This is a genomic window from Sphaerisporangium sp. B11E5, assembly GCF_039871875.1.
GTDB lineage: Bacteria > Actinomycetota > Actinomycetes > Streptosporangiales > Streptosporangiaceae > Sphaerisporangium.
Genome location: NZ_JBDPMD010000011.1, coordinates 53183 through 72500, shown reverse-complemented (window position 1 = coordinate 72500; position 19318 = coordinate 53183). Strand labels below are relative to the sequence as shown.

The 19318-nt window shown below is 72.2% G+C and carries 14 protein-coding genes; 6 read left to right on the top strand and 8 right to left on the bottom strand.

From position 1 onward, the window contains the following. Window positions 1-213 precede the first annotated feature (213 nt). Genes ABGB17_RS13685 through ABGB17_RS13670 form a run of 4 tightly spaced genes read right to left on the bottom strand, consistent with a single transcriptional unit; the run spans window position 214 to window position 4936 of the window. Window positions 214-1692: a glycoside hydrolase family 3 N-terminal domain-containing protein gene (locus ABGB17_RS13685; protein WP_347629170.1), complete on the bottom strand. Its 1479-nt coding sequence runs from the start codon at window positions 1690-1692 to the stop codon at window positions 214-216. Window positions 1693-1737: 45 nt separating this feature from the next. Next, window positions 1738-2589: a carbohydrate ABC transporter permease gene (locus tag ABGB17_RS13680; protein ID WP_347629168.1), complete on the bottom strand. Its 852-nt coding sequence runs from the start codon at window positions 2587-2589 to the stop codon at window positions 1738-1740. Then, window positions 2586-3602, bottom strand: a complete 1017-nt coding sequence (locus ABGB17_RS13675; protein WP_347629167.1) for a sugar ABC transporter permease — start codon at window positions 3600-3602, stop codon at window positions 2586-2588. The genes ABGB17_RS13680 and ABGB17_RS13675 overlap by 4 nt, the downstream gene beginning before the upstream one ends. Continuing rightward, complete coding sequence (locus tag ABGB17_RS13670; RefSeq protein WP_347629165.1) at window positions 3602-4936, bottom strand: sugar ABC transporter substrate-binding protein; 1335 nt, start codon at window positions 4934-4936, stop codon at window positions 3602-3604. The genes ABGB17_RS13675 and ABGB17_RS13670 overlap by 1 nt, the downstream gene beginning before the upstream one ends. A gap of 213 nt (window positions 4937-5149) precedes the next feature. Between ABGB17_RS13670 and ABGB17_RS13665 the strand changes: the two genes are divergently transcribed. Further along, window positions 5150-6322 carry an ROK family transcriptional regulator gene (locus ABGB17_RS13665; RefSeq protein WP_347629163.1) on the top strand — a complete coding sequence of 391 codons (1173 nt, stop codon included), beginning with the start codon at window positions 5150-5152 and terminating at the stop codon, window positions 6320-6322. Window positions 6323-6373: 51 nt separating this feature from the next. Here the strand turns inward: ABGB17_RS13665 and ABGB17_RS13660 are convergent, their stop codons facing one another. Beyond that, window positions 6374-7609 (bottom strand): hypothetical protein, encoded by a 1236-nt coding sequence (locus ABGB17_RS13660; RefSeq protein ID WP_347629161.1) that lies wholly within the window; start codon window positions 7607-7609, stop codon window positions 6374-6376. 13 nt (window positions 7610-7622) lie between these two features. Continuing rightward, window positions 7623-8573: a hypothetical protein gene (locus ABGB17_RS13655; protein ID WP_347629159.1), complete on the bottom strand. Its 951-nt coding sequence runs from the start codon at window positions 8571-8573 to the stop codon at window positions 7623-7625. Between the two features lie 221 nt (window positions 8574-8794). Between ABGB17_RS13655 and ABGB17_RS13650 the strand changes: the two genes are divergently transcribed. Continuing rightward, window positions 8795-9463: a M15 family metallopeptidase gene (locus ABGB17_RS13650; RefSeq protein ID WP_347629157.1), complete on the top strand. Its 669-nt coding sequence runs from the start codon at window positions 8795-8797 to the stop codon at window positions 9461-9463. Window positions 9464-9522: 59 nt separating this feature from the next. Here the strand turns inward: ABGB17_RS13650 and ABGB17_RS13645 are convergent, their stop codons facing one another. Then, entirely contained in the window at window positions 9523-14688 is a 5166-nt protein-coding gene (locus ABGB17_RS13645; protein WP_347629155.1) for a DEAD/DEAH box helicase, read from the bottom strand. Between the two features lie 129 nt (window positions 14689-14817). On the opposite strand from ABGB17_RS13645, the gene ABGB17_RS13640 reads away from it, so the two are divergent. The 4 genes from ABGB17_RS13640 (at window position 14818) to recX (ending at window position 17743) form a co-directional block, all read left to right on the top strand. Beyond that, window positions 14818-15306: a VOC family protein gene (locus ABGB17_RS13640; RefSeq protein ID WP_347629153.1), complete on the top strand. Its 489-nt coding sequence runs from the start codon at window positions 14818-14820 to the stop codon at window positions 15304-15306. A gap of 67 nt (window positions 15307-15373) precedes the next feature. Continuing rightward, window positions 15374-15568 (top strand): DUF3046 domain-containing protein, encoded by a 195-nt coding sequence (locus ABGB17_RS13635; protein ID WP_347629151.1) that lies wholly within the window; start codon window positions 15374-15376, stop codon window positions 15566-15568. 216 nt (window positions 15569-15784) lie between these two features. Beyond that, on the top strand, window positions 15785-16867 hold the full coding sequence (gene recA, locus ABGB17_RS13630; protein ID WP_347629149.1) for a recombinase RecA: 1083 nt from the start codon (window positions 15785-15787) through the stop codon (window positions 16865-16867). 27 nt (window positions 16868-16894) lie between these two features. After that, window positions 16895-17743, top strand: coding sequence for a recombination regulator RecX (recX, locus tag ABGB17_RS13625; protein ID WP_347629147.1), 849 nt, complete (start codon window positions 16895-16897; stop codon window positions 17741-17743). Between the two features lie 383 nt (window positions 17744-18126). Here the strand turns inward: recX and ABGB17_RS13620 are convergent, their stop codons facing one another. Beyond that, window positions 18127-19092: a TIGR03557 family F420-dependent LLM class oxidoreductase gene (locus ABGB17_RS13620; RefSeq protein WP_347629145.1), complete on the bottom strand. Its 966-nt coding sequence runs from the start codon at window positions 19090-19092 to the stop codon at window positions 18127-18129. Window positions 19093-19318 lie beyond the last annotated feature (226 nt).

The window sequence follows — 19318 nt, the reverse complement described above, 5'->3', positions numbered from 1 at the left end:
GCCGTGCCGCCGCCCCTCCCGGCCTCCCGCGGCCTCCGGCCTCTCTCGGCCGCCCCCGGCCTCCGGTCCCTCTCGGCCGCCCCGGCCCCCGCCGTGCCGCCGCCCTCCGGGGCCGGCCCCTCCCGCCGCGTCGTGGCCGAGCTTGATCGGCGCCGACGCGGCGGGAGGCGGTACGGCGAATCCGGCGCCTTCGTACGGCGCCGGACCGGTCGCCTACGCGGTGAGCAACTCCGCGGCGGCCTGCGCGTTGGCGCGGGCGGCGCCGTAGGTGGCGATGTAGGTGGCGGCGGAGGGACGCCAGATCGGCAGGCCCATCTCCACCACGGTCGCGTCAGGGCGGGCGTTCAGCAGAGCCGACACGAAGGACTGGCTCTCGTGGTAGCGGTGGGCGTCCTTCACGACGATGATCAAGGAACGGTCCCTGGCCCGGGACAGCAGAGCCGGGGCGTCGGCCTCGTCGGGCTTGACCCGGGTGATCTCGGCGTCCGGAAGCCACGGGGCGAAGCCCCAGGGGACGTCGCCGACGGCCATGGTGGGTGGTGTGTCGACCTCGATCACGAACGGATCCACCAGCGGAGCGGCCGTACCGGAAACCCGCACCGCCCTGCGTGCGGCGGTCAGCCCGATCACCTGCCCGTCACGCGGCTCCCGGCGGGCCGTCCCGAACCAGGCGCGCAGCCGCGCCACCCGCTCCGCCGCCTCCTCCAGCCGCGACACCGGCAACCGCCCCTCACGTACCGCGGAGACGATCGCGGACTCGATCTCCCTGATCTCCTCGTACGTGGGCAGCGGCCCGAGACACAGCAGGTCCGACCCCGCGGCGAGGGACAACACGGCCCCGCCCCCGAGCCCCACGCTGCGGCTGATCGCGTGCATGTCGAGCGCGTCCGACACCACCACGCCGTCGTACCCGAGCTCACCCCTGAGGAGCTCGGTCAACGCCGCGGACGACAGTGTCGCGGGCGCAGAACCGGTCAGCACGGGCACCCGCACGTGCGCCGTCATGATCGACCGTGTCCCCGCGCCGATCGCCGCCCGGAACGGCAGCAGCTCCCGCTCCCAGAGCACCTCCCGCGTCACGTCCACCGTGGGGATCTCCAGGTGGGAGTCCTGCCGGGTTGCCCCGTGCCCGGGGAAGTGCTTGACGCACGCCGCGACCCCCGTCTCCTGCAGCCCCTCCACGGCGGCGACAGTGTGCCGGGCGACCAGCGCCGGATCGGCCCCGAACGACCGGGTGCCGATCACCGGGTTGTCCTCCGCGGTGTTGACGTCCGCGTCCGGCGCCATGTCCAGGTTCACCCCGCAGCGCAGCAGGTCGTACCCGATGGAGCGGTACACCCCGCGGGTCAGCTCCACGTCGTCCACCGCGCCGAGCGCCGCGTTCCCCGGGTAGGGGCTGCCGACGTGGTACGCCAGCCGGGTGACGTCCCCGCCCTCCTCGTCCAGCGAGATGACCGGGTCGCCGGCGGACCGCAGCCGCGCGGTCAGCGCGGCGAGCCGCTCGGCCGAGGCGACGTTGAAGCCGAAGAGCGTCACCCCGCCGAGGCCGTTCTCGAGGTCGCGCAGGATCCAGTCGGGCGCGGTGGTGCCGGGGAAGGCCGCGAGCAGCGTGCCGGCGGCGAGGCGGCGCAGCCCCGGGTCGTCCCCGTCCGTGGCGGACGCGCCGGCGGACGTTGCGGAGAACTCAGACATGGCTGTACTCGACTCCTTGACTAGAAGGGGAAGCGCGGAAGTTGATCAGCCCTTCACGGCGCCCGCGACCAGGCCGGACACCATGCGCCGCTGCACCAGCAGGAAGAACGCGACGACCGGGATGGTCATCAGCGTGGACGCGGCCATGATGCCGCCCCAGTCCGTGGACCTCTGGCTGGTGAAGAACTGCAGCGCCACCGGCATCGTGTACTTGCCCTGGTCGTTGATCAGGGTCAGCGCGAAGACCAGTTCGTTCCACGCCGTGATGAACGAGAAGATGCTTGTCGCGACCAGACCCGGCGCCACCAGGGGAAACAATACCTTCCAGAAGGTGACGAACCTTCCGGCGCCGTCGATGGCGGCCGCTTCCTCGAGTTCCTTGGGCACCGCCGCGACGAACGTGCGCAGCATCCAGATCGCGAACGGCAGGGTGAAACCGACGTTCACGACGATCAGCCCGAGCAGGTGGTCGTACAGGCCGAGCCGGCGCACCATCAGGAACAGCGGGATGAGCAGGGCTTCGGCGGGCACCATCTGCACGATGAGCAGCATGATCAGGAACGAGGTGCGGAACCGGAACCGGAACCGTGCCACCGCGGTCGCCGCCAGCAGCGCGAACAGCGAGCCGATCAGCACGGTGCCGCCGGCCACGATCGCGCTGTTCCAGAGGTACTGCCAGATCGAGTGCCCGGCGACGCCCCGCGTGAGCACCCGGGCCACGTGGTCGAACGTCGGTGCCAGCGGGAAGGGGATGAACCGCGTGGTGAAGATCTCGTCGTTCGGCTTGAACGCGGTGGCGACCATCCAGTAGACGGGGAACACCGCGCCGAGGAACACCGCGATCGCCAGGCCGTTCAGCCCGAACCCCTTCAGGCGCTTGACGGTCCGCGGGTTCATCGCACGTCCTCCGTCCTGACGATCTGCCGCACGTACACGGCGGTGATCACGAGCATGATGACGGTGAGCAGCACCGCGATGGCCGCGCCGATGCCCATCTTGGGCGGCGCGCTGAACGCCTCGGTGTACGCCCACAGCGAAAGGTTGAAGGCGTCGCGGTTGGTGGTGCCGCCCGCCAGCACGTAGAGCTGGGTGAACACCTTGAAGTCCCAGATGACGGACAACACCAGCAGCACCGAGAACACCGGTTTGAGCAGCGGGAACGTGATGCGGGTGAACGTCTTGACCGGCGTGGACCCGTCCACCCGGGCCGCCTCGTACAGCTCGGACGGGATGCTCTTCAGGCCCGCCAGCACCGACACCGCGATGAACGGGAAGGACGCCCAGACCACCGCGACGACCAGCACCAGGTAGATCGTGCCGGCGTCGTTCAGCCAGGGGTGCCCCGACCAGTCCGACCGGCCGAACACCAGCGAGGACAACCAGTCCGGCAGCAGGTTGAGCATCCAGTTGACGACGCCCGCGTCGGAGTCGAACAACCACTTCCAGATGATCGCCGCGGCGGTCGGCGGCGTCGCCCAGGCGGCCATGATGCCGACGATCAGGAAGGTCGACATCTTCTTGCCGAGCCGGTGGAGCAGCAGCCCCACCAGGGTGCCGCCGATCAGCGTCAGCGCCACCGTGACCGCGGCGAACACCACTGTGTTGCGCAGCGAGGTCCAGAACAGGTCGGAGGAGAAGACCTGGGTGAAGTTGCCGGTGCCGACGAACTCGGCCGGCTGGGGGTTGGGGCGGATCTGCCGCAGACCCACCTTGTGGAAGGCCATGTCGGTCATCTGGTACAGCGGGTACAGCAGCAGCGCCGCGATGACCAGCAGGCCCGGGATCAGCAGCACGTAGGGGACGGCCCTGGGGGACAGGGTGCCGCGCCGGCGCGGCCCGCCGGACCGGTGCCGCGCCGGGGCGGGGGAGGTGCCCCCGCCCCGGGCGATCGTGGACGTCTGGGCCATCATTACTGCTGGTTCAGGATGGCTTCGAGTTCCGTGTTGGCGTCGGCGAGGGCGGTGTCGACGTTCTTCTTGCCCTCGATGACGGCGCGGGCCGCGTTCTGCAGCACGGCCTTGGTGTCGTTGGCCTCGGCCCAGTTGGGGTCGGCGGGGAAGCCCTTGGCGACCTTGAACGTCTCGGCGAACGGCGCCTGCACCGGGTCGCTCGCGTACTCGGAGAGGGCGTCCGGGTACAGGGGCAGCAGGCCGCCCTCCTTGGCGTACCGGGTGCCGTACTCCTTGCCGGCGGCGAGCTTGACGTACTCGGCGGCCAGCTCGGGGCTCTTGGCGTCCTTCCAGATGGCGATGTCGTTGCCGCCCTGGAACGCCGGGGCCGGGCCGCTGCCGTCCTTGGCGGGCAGCGAGAAGAAGGCCATCTGGTCGTCGCCGACCTTGCCCTTGCTCTGCTCCTTGATGGTGGCGATGTCCCAGCCGCCGGTGACGTACATGCCGACCTTGCCCGCGGCGAAGCGCTGGCTGATGTCCACAGAGTTCTGCGACAGGCGGCCCTTGCCGGACACGCCGTCCTTGGTCACCAGGTCGGTGTAGAACTGGAAGCCCTCCTTGAAGCCGGGCTCGGTCAGCTTGCCGACCCACTTGCCGCCCTCGAAGGCCGCGAAGTCGCCGCCGGCCGACCACACGAACGGCGACAGCGACATGTTGGCGTCGGAGCCGCCGTTGAAGGCGAAGCCGTCGACGTCCTTGCCCTTCTCGGCGACGATCTTCTTGGCCGCGGTCACCAGCTCGTCCCAGGTCTTGGGTGCGCTGAGGCCGAGGTCGTCGAACCAGTCCTTGCGGTACAGGACGGCCCGGGTGCCGCCGCCCCACGGCGCGGCGTAGATCTTGCCGTCGATCGTCTCGTAGCCCCACAGGTTCTGCGGGATCTGCTGGAAGTCCGGCGTGGACTTCACCAGGTCGGTGATGTCGGTGAGGGCGTCCTGCGCGACCCAGGCGGCGACCTGGTCGTTGCCGAACTCGGTGACGTCGGGGCCCTCGCCGCCGGCCAGCGCGGCGGTCCACTTCTTCTGGGCGTCCGGCCACGGAATCCACTGGACGGTGACGTCGGCGCCGGTCTGCTGCTTGAACGCGGCGTTGACGTCCTGCATGTACTTGTCCTGCACGTCGTTGGGCGCGCCTAGCCGCCAGACCGTCAGGGTCTGGCCGGCGAACTTCGGCCCTGAGGAACTGGCCGAGGCCTGCGGCTGGGCCGGCTCGCCTGAACCGCCGCTCCCGCACGCGGTGACGGCGAGGGCGAGTGCGGCGGTGGCGGCCGCCGTGGCGGTGATCTTCGCGATCTTCACGTCTGGTTTCTCCCTTCCCGGCTTCGCGTCGGGCATCGCGCTCACTCGGGCACGTGTCAGGGCGTGCGACCAGGTGAAGCGCCGTCCTCGCGCTCTGCGCTGCGGCACCCCGAGGCCCTGATCCCTTGCCTGCGGGGCGACTGCCGCTAAACTAACAAGAAACTTTCTTAAAAAAAACGCCCGTTAGCGGATCGTGACGAGAGGGCCCGCCCCATGCCCCAGGGACATCCCGGAACACCCCGGCTGCTGCGCAAGCTCAACGACCGGGCGGCGCTCGAACTGCTGCTGTCCATCGGGCCGCTCACCCGGGCCGAACTGGGCGAGCACACCGGGCTCTCCAAGGTGACCTCCGGCCAGCTCCTGGCCCGCCTGGAGGAACGCGGCCTGGTCGCCATCTCCGGGGAACGGCCCGGCGGACGCGGGCCCAACGCCGCGCTGTACGCCGTGGTGCCGTCCAGCGCCTACGTCGCGGGCCTGGAGGTGCTGCCCGGCAGCGTCACCGCCGGGGTCGCCGACATCACCGGGACGGTCGTCGCGCAGCGCACCGTGGACGTCGCCGGGTCGGTGGACCCGGTCAAGGCCGTGCACGCCGCCGTGCGGCGGGTGTGCGACGAGGCGGGGATCAGCCTGGCCAAGCTGCGCGCCCTGGTCATCGGCACCCGCGGCGTCGTGGACCCGCGCACCGGCGACGTCCGCTTCTCCTTCGACCTGCCCGCCTGGCACGCCGGCGTCCTCGCCGACCTGCGTGCCGCCCTGGGCTCCTCCGTCATGATCGAGAACGACGTCAACCTCGCCGCCCTGGCCGAGCACTCCCACGGCGCCGCCCGCGGTGTGGAGGACTTCGTCCTGGTCTGGGCGGGTGTCGGGCAGGGCCTCGGCGTGATGCTCGGGTCCCGCCTCCACCGGGGCTTCACCGGAGGAGCCGGGGAGATCGGCTGGCTGCCGGTCCCCGGCGAGCCGCTGCCCGTGGACGTCACGGCACCGCAGTCCGGCTCCTTCCAGCGCCTGGTCGGCCTGGCGGCCGTGACCGGACTGGCCCGCGAGCACGGCGTCCCCCCCGCCCCCACCGCCGCCGAGATCGTCCGCACCGCCGTGACCGAGGGCCACGAGCCGTTCCTGGACGCCCTGGCCCTGCGCCTCGCCATCGGCGTCACCGCCGTGACCGTGGTCCTCGACCCCCGCCTGGTCGTCCTCAGCGGCGACGTCGGCCGGGCGGGCGGCCCCGCCCTGGCCACCCGCGTCGAGGACGCCGTGGCCCGCATCTGCCCCAGCCGCCCCCGTGTCACGGTCACCGAGGTCCCCGGCGCCCCCGTCCTGCGCGGCGCCCTGACCGCCGCCCTGGCCCAGGCCAGGGAGGAGGTCTTCTCCAGCACCGTGGACGCCTGAGCGGAGCGGGCCCCCGCGCCGGCGTCTGGCGGGCGGGAGCGGCGTGCCGGTTCAGACAGTGATCCATCGGCGGACGGATCCGCCGTGCCCCATGGCCTGGCGGACGGAGGACAGGCCGGCTCTGGCGGCCGCGACGCGGACGGAGCGGGGTGCGCCCACGGGGAGCCGGTCGGCGCGGATCCCGTCGGTGCGGAAGAACGCGAAGATGCGGTGCGGGTAGGTGGTGCCGGTGCCGGAGACGCTGACGTGCACCTCCCCGTCGGTCGCCGTCACGTTGAAGCGGTGGACGACCTCCTTGCGCGGATAGTTGGGGTCGTAGACGTACAGCTCGACGTCCTGGCCGTCCTTCTTGTACCCGTACACCAGCACCTGGTGGTTGGTCCCGATGTCGAGGTCGTCGCTCTGGATCAGGCCGACCGGGGAGAGCCGGCCGGCGTCGATGTCCGCCTGGATCTCCGGCCAGGCTTCGCGGTAGGTGACCCAGCTCCTGCCCCGGGTGAGGCCGAGGGTCTGGATGACGCCCTCGTCGCCGTTCGGGTAGTGCGGCGAGGAGTAGGCCAGGAACCGGATCCCCCGGCCGCCGACGTCGAAGCTCTCCCAGAGCCGGTCGCGCAGATAGCGGAAGAACGGGTCGTCGGCGGTGGTGGGCTGCCGCCGCTGGGTGGGGTCGAGGTTATGGACGAAGTGGTCCATCACCGCGTAGACCATGCCGCCGCACATGCCGGCGTCGGCGTGGGTGAGCGGAAGCCAGTTCTCGTCGGCGCGCAGGATGCCGAGGGCGTCGCCGACGTCGCCCGACGCGTCGAGGAGCCGGTTCCACAGGAAGCCGGCCGTCATCACCGGCAGGCCGCCGGCCCAGCCGGCGTTGGGGAACGGCAGGCCGTTGCGCGCGGGGTGGAAGCCGCGGACGAGGCGGGGGGCGGTCCTGCGGAGCCGTATGTCGAGGCGGGCCTCGTGCCCCTGGCCGCCGGAGTGCGTCACCTCCCAGCCGGGCGGTGCCCAGATGTGGAAGGTGTTCTGGTACTGGGACTCGACCAGCGGGCTGTTCCAGTGGATGTAGAGCCGGTCGGCGCCGCCGACGCGGTAGCTCACGTCCCCCTCGGTGCCGGTGGTCGGCACCAGGATCAGCTCACCCTCGCCCTGGAACGCCCTGGTCTGCCCGGCCTCGATCCGCTGGGGCGGCTCCCAGCCCTCGGTGTAGCTGCCGTGCCGGAGGTTGTTCTCGATGAGCTGGAGCACCGCGTCGGTTTCGTTGTGGATGTAGACGTACATCCGGATTCTGCCCATGGGATCCCTCCGGTCACTGCAACGTGACGAGGACGGGCAGCAGGCCGGTGCCGCTGTCCAGCGGCGCCATCGCCTTGCCGACGACGGTGCCGAAGGCGCGGACCGGGTCGTTCGCCTTCATCGCGTGGCCCGGGGTCGGCGAGGAGGTGAGCAGGTCTCCGACCTCGATCGGGCCGAACGTCGCGTCGACCTTGCAGCAGACCTTGCCGACCATGGCGATCGGCTGCACCTGCGCGCCGCAGCCGGAGTCGAGGATGATCCCTGGCCGGTAGCGTCCGGCGCCGGCGACGATGCCAATGATCTTCTTGTCGTACGCCCCGGTGCTGGGGGTGACGTGGCCGTCGTCGGACAGGCACATGAGCGTGCCGGGTTCCGCGGGGGCGGTGGTCTCGAACAGCTCGGCGAGGTCGGCGCCGAGGAGCCGGATGTCGCCCGAGACCTCGATGTCGCCGCGCACGGCGACCTTGCCGTCGAAGACGGCCGCCGGTCCCCGCGTGCTCGTGCCGTACACGCCCGCGCCGGAGGCGCTCTTGCCGACGACACCCGACCCGTCGCTCTTGTTCTCGCCCCAGACCGCGGCCGCGCCGGTCGCGCCCGGCGACGAGGTCTCGCCGTAGACGCCGTGCCAGTGGCGGCTCGTGCCGATCACCCCGGGCCCGCCCGCGGCGCCGCCTTCGCCGACGACACCCGCGCCGCCCGTGGTGCTCTCCGTCTTCCCGTACACACCGTGCCAGACGGAGCTCTCCCCGATGACGCCGGCACCACCCGTGTTGTTGATCCCGCACACCCCCGCGCCGCCGGTCGTGCTCGTGCTGATCCCGGCGACGCCGTGCCACGTGCTGCCGTCGCCTCTGACGCCGACCGCGGCCCCCTGGCCGAAGATCGCGATGGCGGCGGCGCCGTTGGCCACTCCATGGAACGCCGGCTCTTCGTTTCCGTTGGTCTTGTTCTCGACAGTGGACATGTGCCGCCTCCTGCGGGAAGGGAGACTTCGACCGTAGGGGCGTCCGGGTTCAGCGGGCATGAGTAACCCTGTACTCATCCGCCCCGGCGATCGGGACGGCTCCCGGCGGATCCGGCGGGACACCGGGATCGAGCGGCAGCGGTGTGCCCCCGGGCGGGTGCCGGGCCCTTGGCGGACCACTGGCGAACCTCTTACCTGGGCTTGTGCCAGAATTGCCGGTCATGCGGAATGTCGTGCTGATCTCTGACCCCCGCGTGACCTCGATCCCCGTCGAGGACTGCGGCGAGCCGCTGGCCGACGTGCGGGGCGTCCTGGCGGTGGACGGCCGCCTCGCCGACCCGGAGGGTGCTTACGCCCATCTGCGCGCGGGCCTGCTCGCCCGCCTCCGCGAGGCCGAGACGGCGCTCCCGTACGGCTACCGTCTGCGCGTCGTGGAGGGTTACCGTCCTCCGGTCCTCCAGCGCAAGTACTTCGAGGAGTACAAGGACCAGCTCCGCGGCCTCCACCCCGGCATGTCGCCCGAGGCCCTCCACGCAGCCGCCAGCCGCTACGTCTCCCCCATAGAAGTGGCCCCCCACACCGCCGGCGCGGCCGTGGACCTCACCCTCACCACCGGCGACGGCACCGAACTCGACATGGGCACCGAGGTCAACGCCACCCCCGAGCAGAGTGACGGCGCCTGCTACACGGCGGCGCCCAACATCTCACCCGCCGCCCGCGAACACCGCAAGATCCTCACCGCCGCCCTCGAATCCGCGGGCATGGTCAACTACCCCACCGAGTGGTGGCACTGGTCGCACGGCGACCGCTACTGGGCCATGACCACCGGCACCCCCACCGCCCGCTACGGCCCCCTCGCCTTCCCCCCTCCTGAATGGTCAGGCGCGTAGGCGCAGTCCTGCCCTTTTGGGTGGTCAGGTCCGTAGAAGCAGTCTGTCCTTCTGAGTGGTCAGGCACGTAGGCGCAGGCCGCGCGGGGTCGGGTGGAAGCCGGCGGATTCGAGCGCCGTGGCCAAGGGCGACGTGGTGATGGACTCGCCGTCGGCCTTCTCGACGGTGAGTTTCCCCAGCGCGCCGTCGCGGACCGCCAGGGCGAGGGCGTCCACGGCGGGCTGGAGGCGGTCGCCGTCGGTGAAGGAGAGCAGGGTGCGGCCCCCCCTTTCGACATAAAGGACCAGGTGCCCGTCGACGAGTACCACCAGGGCCCCGGCCTTACGGCCAGGCTTGTGGGTCACCTCCCCCGGGTGCGGCGGCCACGGCAACGCGGCGCCGTACGGATTGGCGGGGTCGGCAGCGGCCAGCACCACCGCCCGACGACCGCCATCACCGGAGCGCGAGCCCGGCACGGCGCCGTACGACCTGCCGGGAAAGCCCGGCCCTTGAGGCGAGGGTGCCTCCCCGTACGGCCTGCCGGAGGAAGCCGGTCCCTGGGGTGAGGGTGCCTCGCCGTACGGCAGGCCGGGCGTGGGACCCGGTGTCCAGGTTGGGGACGCCGATCCCGGTGTCCGGTTCCCGGGCGGGGGACCCGGTGTCCAGGTGAGGGGGGCGGAGCCCGGGGGCTGGTCCAGGGGCGGCGAGCCCGGTTGCGCGGACGGAGGCAAAGTACCCGGCCACGACCCGCTGGGCTCGTGGGAGGACAGGGACGCGGCGATGGCGCGCATGCGGTCCACGGCGCCCGGGAGGGCGAACTGGGCGCCGCCGAGGCCCTCGACGAAGTAGCCCCGGCGGCAGCGGCCGGACTCCTCGAAGGCGCGCAGGACCGGGTACACGGTGCCGAAGCCGCCGGCGAGGCGTTCGGCGCCCATCACGCCCCTGGTGAGGACGCCGTGGCGTTCCAGGAGGACGTCCGCCTGTGCGTGGGCGCGCTGGGTGACGTCCGTGGACGGCTCGGGGAGGGTCCACCAGCGGCCGCTGACCGTGGGAGGGCCGGAGCGTGTGGGGAGGACGGCCCGGCGGCGGCGCGAGGACGAGGGGCGGTGCGCGGGCCGGCCGGAGCCCAGCACGGAACGCAAGGGGGCCAGGGTGTCGCCGGACACGCGGCCCGACCACACCAGGTCCCACAGCGCGGTGGCCAGCGCGCCGTCGTCCAGGGAGCCCACCTTCGTGGAGAGGTCACGGAAGAACAGCGCACCGCCGCCGCCGAGGGCCGTCATGATCTCCTCGTGCAGCGGGGTCATGGTGATCTCGGCGGGCGGGGGCAGCAGCAGCGGCGCCGTGTCGGCGAAGAACAGCGCCACCCAGCCGTCCCCGCCGGGCAGAGACCCCTGCCCGGCCCACACGACCTCGCCCGAGGCGGTCAGCTCGTCCAGCAGCGAGGGCTCGTACCCCTGCACCCGGCCGGGCAGCACCAGCGTCTCAAGCGCGGACGCCGGCACCGCCGCACCCTGCAACTGCTCCAAGGCGTGCACCAGCGCGTCCATGCCCCGCATGGACCGGCCGCCGGTGATGCCGTGCCAGGCGGGTGAGAACGCCCCGAGGGCTTCGGGTGGTACCGGCTCGACCTCCTTGCGCAGCCGCGCCAGGGACCGGCGGCGCAGCGACCGCAGCACCCCGGCGTCGCACCACTCCTCGCCCCGGCCGCCCGGCCGGAACTCCCCGGCGACCACCCGGCCGGCGGCCGCGAGGCGCCGCAGCGCGTCGGCCACCACCGCGACGCCCAGGCCGAACCGCGCGGCGGCCGTCTCGGTGGCGAACGGCCCCCGGGTGCGGGCGTGCCGGGCCAGCAGGTCGCCGAGCGGGTCGGCGACCGGCTCAAGGAAGGCGTGCGGGACCCCCACGGGCAGCGGGACGCCGAGCGCGTCGCGCAGGCGGGCGGCGTCCTCGACCGCAGCCCACTGCTCCACCCCGGCCAGCCGGATGCGGATGGCGCGCCGTGCCCCTTCGAGGTCCGCCAGCCACCCGGGCGCGCCGTCCCGCACCGCGACGTCCTCCGCCTGGAGCGGGCCGTGGGTGCGCAGCAGGTCGGCGAGGTCCTCGGCGTCGCGGAGCGGCCGGTCGAGCCGGGCCAGCTCCCGCTCGGTGTCGGCCACGACGTCGGGGTCGAGCAGCTCGCGCAGGTCGGCCTGGCCGAGCAGCTCCGCCAGCAGATGGGTGTCCAGCGCCAGCGCCTGGGCCCGCCGCTCCGCCAGCGGCGCGTCCCCCTCGTACATGAAGGCGCCGACGTAGGCGAACATCAGGGACGCCGCGAACGGCGACGCCTGCCCGGTCTCGACCTCCACCACCCGCACCCGGCGCGCGGCGACGTCACGCATCAGCGCCACCAGGCCGGGCACGTCGAACACGTCCTGAAGGCACTCACGCATCGTCTCGAGCACGATGGGGAATGAGCCGTACCTGCTCGCGACCTTCATCAGGTCGGCGGCCCGCTGCCGCTGCTGCCACAACGGCGAACGCTTGCCGGGGTTGCGCCGCGGCAGCAGCAGCGCCCGCCCCGCGCACTCGCGGAACCGCGACGCGAACAACGCCGACCCGCCGAGCTCCTCGGTGACGATCTGCTCCAGCTCGTCGGGGTCGAACACCGCCACGTCGGTGGGCGGGCCCTCCAGCGTGTCGGGGATGCGCAGCACGATGCCGTCGTCGGAGTGCAGGGCCTGCACGTCCATGCCGTACCGCTCACGCAGCCGCCGCCCGATGGCGAGGGACCACGGGGCGTGCACCCGCGCGCCGTACGGCGTGTGGATCACCACCCGCCAGTCGCCGAGCTCGTCGTGGAACCGCTCGACCACCACGGTGCGGTCGTCGGGCACGTAGCCGGTGGCCTCACGCTGCTCGGCGAGGTAGGCGAGCAGGTTGGCGGCGGCGTAACCGTCCAGCCCGGCGTCGGTGAGCCGGGAGGAGTCCCCGCCGGACATGTCGCGCAGGAACGCCCCGAGCGCCCGGCCGAGCTCCGCCGGGCGGCCCGGCGTGTCGCCGTGCCAGAACGGCAGCTTGCCCGGACGGCCGGGGGCGGGGGAGACCAGCACACGGTCCGCGGTGATGTCCTCGATGCGCCAGGAGGTGGCGCCCAGCACGAAGACGTCGCCCACGCGGGACTCGTACACCATCTCCTCGTCCAGCTCGCCGACCCGCCGGCCGCCGCGCCCGGTGTCGCCGCCCGCCAGGAACACGCCGAACATGCCGCGGTCGGGGATGGTGCCGGCGTTGGTCACCGCGAGCCGCTGGGCGCCGGGACGGCCGGTCACCCGGCCCGTGACCCGGTCCCACACCACGCGGGGCCGCAGCTCGGCGAACTCGTCGCTCGGGTAGCGCCCGGCCAGCATGTCCAGCGTGGCCTCCAGCGCGCTGCGCGGCAGCGTGGCGTACGGGGCGGCGCGGCGGATCAGGGTCTCCAGCTCGTCCACCGTCCACTCGTCGAGCGCGCACATGGCCACGATCTGCTGCGCCAGGACGTCCAGCGGGTTGCGGGGGTAACGGGTCTCCTCGATCTGCCCGGCCTTCATGCGCTCGGACACGACGGCCGTCTGGATCAGGTCGCCGCGGTACTTGGGGAAGATCACACCCTTGGAGACCGCACCGACCTGGTGCCCCGCCCGCCCGATGCGCTGCAGCCCGCTCGCGACGCTCGGCGGCGCCTCCACACACGCCACAAGGTCGACCGCCCCCATGTCGATGCCGAGCTCCAGGCTGGACGTCGCCACAACGGCGGGCAACCGCCCCGACTTCAGCGCCTCCTCGATCTGCGCCCGCTGCTCCTTGGACACCGAACCGTGATGGGCCCGCACGATCTCGGGCACACCCCCCTTGGTCACCCCGGCCTGCGCCATGACCCCGGCCGGCGCCGACCGGGCCGCCGGCCCCCCCTCGCCATCCCCGCCTGTGAGCTCACCAGGGACACCTCCCTGCGCCGCGGCGGAACGCTCGTACGCCAGCTCGTTGAGGCGCGAACACAGTCGCTCGGCGAGCCGCCGTGAGTTGGCGAAGACGATGGTGGAGCGATGGGAGCCGATCAGCCCGAGCAGGTGCTCCTCGACATGCGGCCAGATGGACCGCCGCGGCGGCTCCTCCACGGCCCACGACGAGTCCCCGCCCTCAGGGAACCCCGGCTCCCCGTTCTTCCCCAGAGCGAGCTCGTCGCCGTCAGGGAACCCCGGCTCCCCGTTCTTCCCCAGAGCGAGCTCGTCGTCCTCGGGGAACCCCGGCTCCCCGTTCTTCCGCAGGGCGGGCTCGCCGTCGGCGGGGAACCCGGGCCGGCCGTCTTCCGGGAGACCGGGCCCGGCGGTTTCCCACAGAGCGGGATCGACGAGCTGTCCGCCGGGGCGGGGGGCTCCGCGCGGTGGGCCGTCCAGCTCGGTCATGTCCTCGACCGGGACGATCACCTCGATCTCGATGACCTTCTCGGACGGGGGCTGCACGACCGTCGTCGGGCGGGAGCCGCCGAGGAACGCCGCGATCTCGCTCACCGGGCGGACCGTGGCGGACAGGCCGATGCGCTGGGCCGGGCGCGGCAGCAGCGCGTCCAGCCGTTCCAGGGTCAGCGCCAGGTGGGCGCCGCGCTTGGTGCCCGCGACGGCGTGCACCTCGTCGACGATGACGGTCTCCACCTCGCGCAGGGCGTCCCGCGCCTTGCTGGTCAGCAGCAGGTACAGCGACTCGGGTGTGGTGATCAGGATGTCGGAGGGCCGGGCGGCGAACCGGCGCCGGTCCTCGGTGGTGGTGTCACCGGAGCGGACGGCCACCGAGACGTCCGGCGCGGGCAGCCCCATGGCGCGGGCCGCCTGCCCGATGCCGGCCAGCGGCGCGCGGAGGTTGCGCTCGACGTCCACCGCCAGCGCCTTGAGCGGCGACACGTACACCACCCGGCACCGCCGCGGCCCGTCACCGCTCTTCCCACGCCCGGCACCCTTCTCACCCTTGCCCCCTTTGGTGCCCTTCCCGGCCGCACGGGACCCTGAGACGCCACCGGACCCGGCGGTCATGCGGGTGGCGGCCAGGCGGTCCAGGGACCACAGGAAGGCGGCGAGGGTCTTGCCCGAGCCGGTGGGCGCCACCACGAGGGTGTTGTCGCCCTGGGCGATGGACCGCCAGGCGCCTTCCTGCGCCGCCGTGGGCGCGGCGAAGGCGCCGGTGAACCATCGCCTGGTCACCGGCGTGAAGTGGTCGAACACCGAAGCGGTCACCGTCCCATCATGCAACCCGCCACCGACAGAAACGGCCGTCGCCCGGCACCGGACGGGCCGTACCCCGGCCGTGAGGCGCCACCGTCACCGGTCTTGACATCCAGGACACCAGGGACGTCACCTGGGAGCATGGACATCGACTATGCGGCGATCGATGCGGCCCGGGAGCGTATCCGGGAACAGCACCTCCACGCCCGGCGCCCGGAAAGCAGCGCCCGCGGCCTGCACCACTTCGCACTGATCTGCTCCGACGTCGAGCGGACCATCACGTTCTACCAGGACCTCCTGGAGTTCCCGCTGACCGAGATCTTCGAGAACCGGGACTACAAGGGCTCCAACCACTTCTTCTTCGACATCGGCAACGGCAACCTGCTGGCGTTCTTCGACCTGCCGGGGCTCGACCTGTCGGAGTACCAGGAGGTCCTCGGGGGCCTGCACCACATCGCCATCTCCGTGGAACGCGGCAAGTGGGAGAAGCTGCGCGGCAAGCTGGACGACGCCGGCGTCCCGTACCAGCTCGAAAGCAACGCGTCGATCTACTTCCGCGACCCGGACGGCGCCCGCCTGGAGCTGCTCGCCGACCCGCTCGGGGAGATGTACGGCAACAAGGTCATGTGAGGCCCACGCGTCCCGCGCGGCGACGGCCGCGGTCCAGGCGCCTCGGGCCGGCGACGATACTGGTGGGATGCGTCTCACGGAATTCTGGCAGCGGATGAACCGCCACTTCGGCGAGAGATACGCCGAGTCCTGGGCGCATGACTACGTCATCGCCCAGCTCGGCGGCCGCACCGTCACGCAGGCGCTCGCCGAGGGAGAGTCGGCCAAGGTCGTCTGGCGCGCCGTGTGCGAGGTGACCGACGTCGACCCGCGACTGCGCTGACCCTGAGTCACCCGCGCCGGGAGCCGGGGAAACAGGTGGCGGCCTCGCGCCCGCGTCCGGCGAGCCGCTCGGGAGTTCCCCCCACGATCGAACAATCGTTCGCTATATTTGGAGCTGCCGACCCCCGGTGCCGCGGGTTCCGGAAATTGTCGGTGCCACCCCGTAGCTTCCCAGGCGACGGAAACGAAGACTTCTACACCCTCCAGGGGGCATCCCATGGCAGCCAACGACCGCGAGAAGGCCCTTGAGACCGCGCTCGCCCAGATCGAGCGGCAGTTCGGCAAGGGCTCTGTCATGCGCCTCGGCGATGACGCGCGGGCCCCCATCGAGGTGATCCCGACCGGGGCGATCGCGCTCGACGTGGCGCTCGGCATCGGGGGCTTCCCCCGGGGCCGCATCGTCGAGATCTACGGCCCCGAGTCCAGCGGTAAGACCACCGTGGCGCTGCACGCCGTGGCCAACGCGCAGCGGGGGGGCGGCATCGCGGCGTTCATCGACGCCGAGCACGCCCTCGACCCCGACTACGCGCGCAAGCTCGGTGTGGACACCGACGCGCTGCTGGTCTCCCAGCCCGACACCGGTGAGCAGGCCCTCGAGATCGCCGACATGCTGATCCGCTCCGGCGCGATCGACCTCGTCGTGATCGACTCGGTCGCGGCCCTGGTGCCGAAGGCCGAGATCGAGGGCGAGATGGGCGACAGCCACGTCGGCCTGCAGGCCCGGCTGATGTCCCAGGCGCTGCGCAAGGTCGCGGGCGCGCTCAACAACACCGGCACCACCGCCATCTTCATCAACCAGCTCCGCGAGAAGATCGGCGTCATGTTCGGCTCGCCCGAGACCACGACCGGTGGCAAGGCGCTCAAGTTCTACGCCTCGGTCCGCCTCGACGTCCGCCGCATCGAGACCCTCAAGGACGGCACCGAGCCCGTCGGCAACCGCACCCGCGTCAAGGTCGTCAAGAACAAGATGGCCCCGCCCTTCCGCCAGGCCGACTTCGACATCCTGTACGGCGTCGGCATCTCCCGCGAGGGCGGCCTGATCGACATGGGCGTCGAGCAGGGCTTCGTCCGCAAGGCCGGCGCCTGGTACACCTACGAGGGCGACCAGCTCGGCCAGGGCAAGGAGAACGCCCGCAACTTCCTCAAGTCCAACCCCGACATCGCCAACGAGATCGAAAAGAAGATCAAGGAAAAGCTCGGCGTGGGCCCCCGCATCGACACCCCCGCCGAACCCCAGGCCGCCACCCCGCCCCCCGCCCCCACCCGCGGCCCCAAGGTCCCCAAGCCCGGCGACGTCTGACCGCCGCCGCCCCGGAGCTGACCAGGCATGCCCGCAGACGACCCCGGCCCCTACCCCACCGCCCCCACCCGGGGCGACGGCGGCGAGTCCCCTCCTGGAGACAACGGCGGCCGGGGCGGACCCTCAGCCCAGAGCTCCGGCCGGTTCGGGTTCTCCGGGCAGGATTCCGGGACGTCGGAGGAGGCGTCCGATCGGTTCGGGTTCTCCGAGGCGGATTTCGAGGTGTCCGGGGAGGCGTCCGCTCAGTTGGGCGGTGCGGGGCGTAGGTCCGGGCGGTCCGGGGCGTCCAGGCGGAGGTCGGGCAGGTCCAGGGGGGCCGGGCAGGGGTTCGATGGGCCTGTGCCCGGGTCGGTGGCGGCGTCGGGGCCGGAGGCTGATCCGGCGGCGGTGGCGCGGGCCATCTGTTTGCGGTTGCTGACGTTGGCGCCGCGTACGCGGGCGGAGCTGGCGCGGGCGTTGCGGAAAAGGGATGTGCCGGAGGACGTGGCGGAGGCCGTGCTCGACCGGTACACCGAGGTCGGGCTGATCGACGACGAGGCGTACGCGGAGGCGTGGGTCGATTCGCGGCACGCCGGGCGCGGGCTGGCGCGTCGTGCCCTGGCGTCCGAGCTGCGCACCCGTGGCGTCGCGGAGGACACCGTGCGGGACGCCGTCGACCGGCTGGACCCCGAGCAGGAGGTGGAGACCGCCCGCCGGCTGGTGGCACGCCGCCTCCCGGCCACCGAGGGCCTGGAGCCCGCGGCCCGCGTCCGCCGCCTTGCCGGCATGCTCGCCCGCAAGGGGTACTCCGGCGGCATCGCCTACCGCGTCGTCCGCGAGGCACTCGAATCCGAGGGCCAGCCCACCGAGGACGAGTTGTTCGACGGACTGGACTGACCCATCGCCCGAGACCTCGCCGTACGGCGCCAGGTGTTCGCGTGTATGCCCCGGAAACCTCGCCGTACGGCGGCGCCGGGTGGTTGGCGTGTACGTCCCCGGAAATCTCGCCGTACGGCGGCGCCGGGTGGTTGGCGTGTACGTCCCCGGAAATCTCGCCGTACGGCGGCGCCGGGTGGTTGGCGTGAACGTCCCCGGAAATCTCGCCGTACGGCGGCGCCGGGTGGTTGGCGTGTACGTCCCCGGAAATCTCGCCGTACGGCGGCGCCGGCTGGTTGGCGTGTACGCGCCCCCCGAGACCTCGCCGTACGGCGGCGCGGGGTTCGTGTGTGCCGTTCAGGGCCGTGACCGGGGACCGGCTGCGCGGTGGTGGGGAGCCGGGGTCAGAGGGCGTGGAGAGCTGGGAGGAGTTCCTTCTGGGACCAGGTGAGGAAGTCCTCCTGGTGGGCTCCGCCTATCTGTACCAGGGCCACGTGGGTGAAGCCGGCGTCGGTGAACTTTCGTACGGCGTCCACCACGGGGCGGACGTCGGGGCCGCAGGGGACCTGGGAGGCCACGTCGTCCGGGCGGACGAACTGGGAGTAGGCGGCGAAGTTGACGGGGGCGGGAAGTTCGGACAGGACCTTCCAGCCGGCGGGGAACCAGCGCCACAGGCGGTGGGCCCGGGTCTTGGCGGCTTCCACGTCTTGGTCGTAACAGATGGCGAGCTGGCCGTAGATGGGCTTGCCTGAGCCGCCCGAGGTCTGGAAGCGGTCGACCAGAGCGGTGTCGGGGTGGACCGCCACCAGGGCGTCGCCGTATTCGGCGGCGAAGTCCACCGACTGGGAGCCGGAGGCGGCTATGGCGATCGGGATCTCGCTGGGCGGGAGGTCGTACAGCTTGGCGGAGTCCACGGTGTAGTGGTCGCCGCGGTAGCTGACGTACTCGCCGCCGAACAGGGCCTGGATGATCTCGATGGCTTCGCCGAACATCTCGTGGCGGATGTTGACGGGGGGCCAGCCGCGGCCGACGACGTGTTCGTTGAGGTTCTCCCCGGCGCCGAGGCCGAGGGTGAAGCGGCCACCGGACAGGGCGCCGATGGTGGCGGCCTTCTGGGCGACGACGGCGGGGTGGTAGCGCATCGTCGGGCAGGTGACGTACGTCATCAGGGGGAGTGACTCGGTGGCGTACGCGGCGGCGCCGAGGACCGACCAGGCGTACGGGGAGTGGCCCATCTCCTCCAGCCACGGGAAGTAGTGGTCGGAGATGACGGCGTAGTCGAACCCGGCGTGCTCGGCGGCGACCACGTCCTCGACGAGCTGCCGGGGAGGGGTCTGCTCGCTCATCATGGTGTATCCGATGCGTGCCATGGCAGCCCCCTACCCCTGTTCGGGCGAGTTGCCCGAAAGGACGGAAGAATCTCCGGAATCGGGGACGGGAGCAGGGCCCGAGGAGACGCCGGGCAGGCACGGGCGTCCGAAATGGGGCCCATCCCGCGCGGTACGCCGGGCCGCGCCGGGGCCGTCCCGGGACCGCACGCCCGTCCGGCACGGTTGAACGATCATGAGCCGGGAGGGAACCCCCCACGCTTCTCAC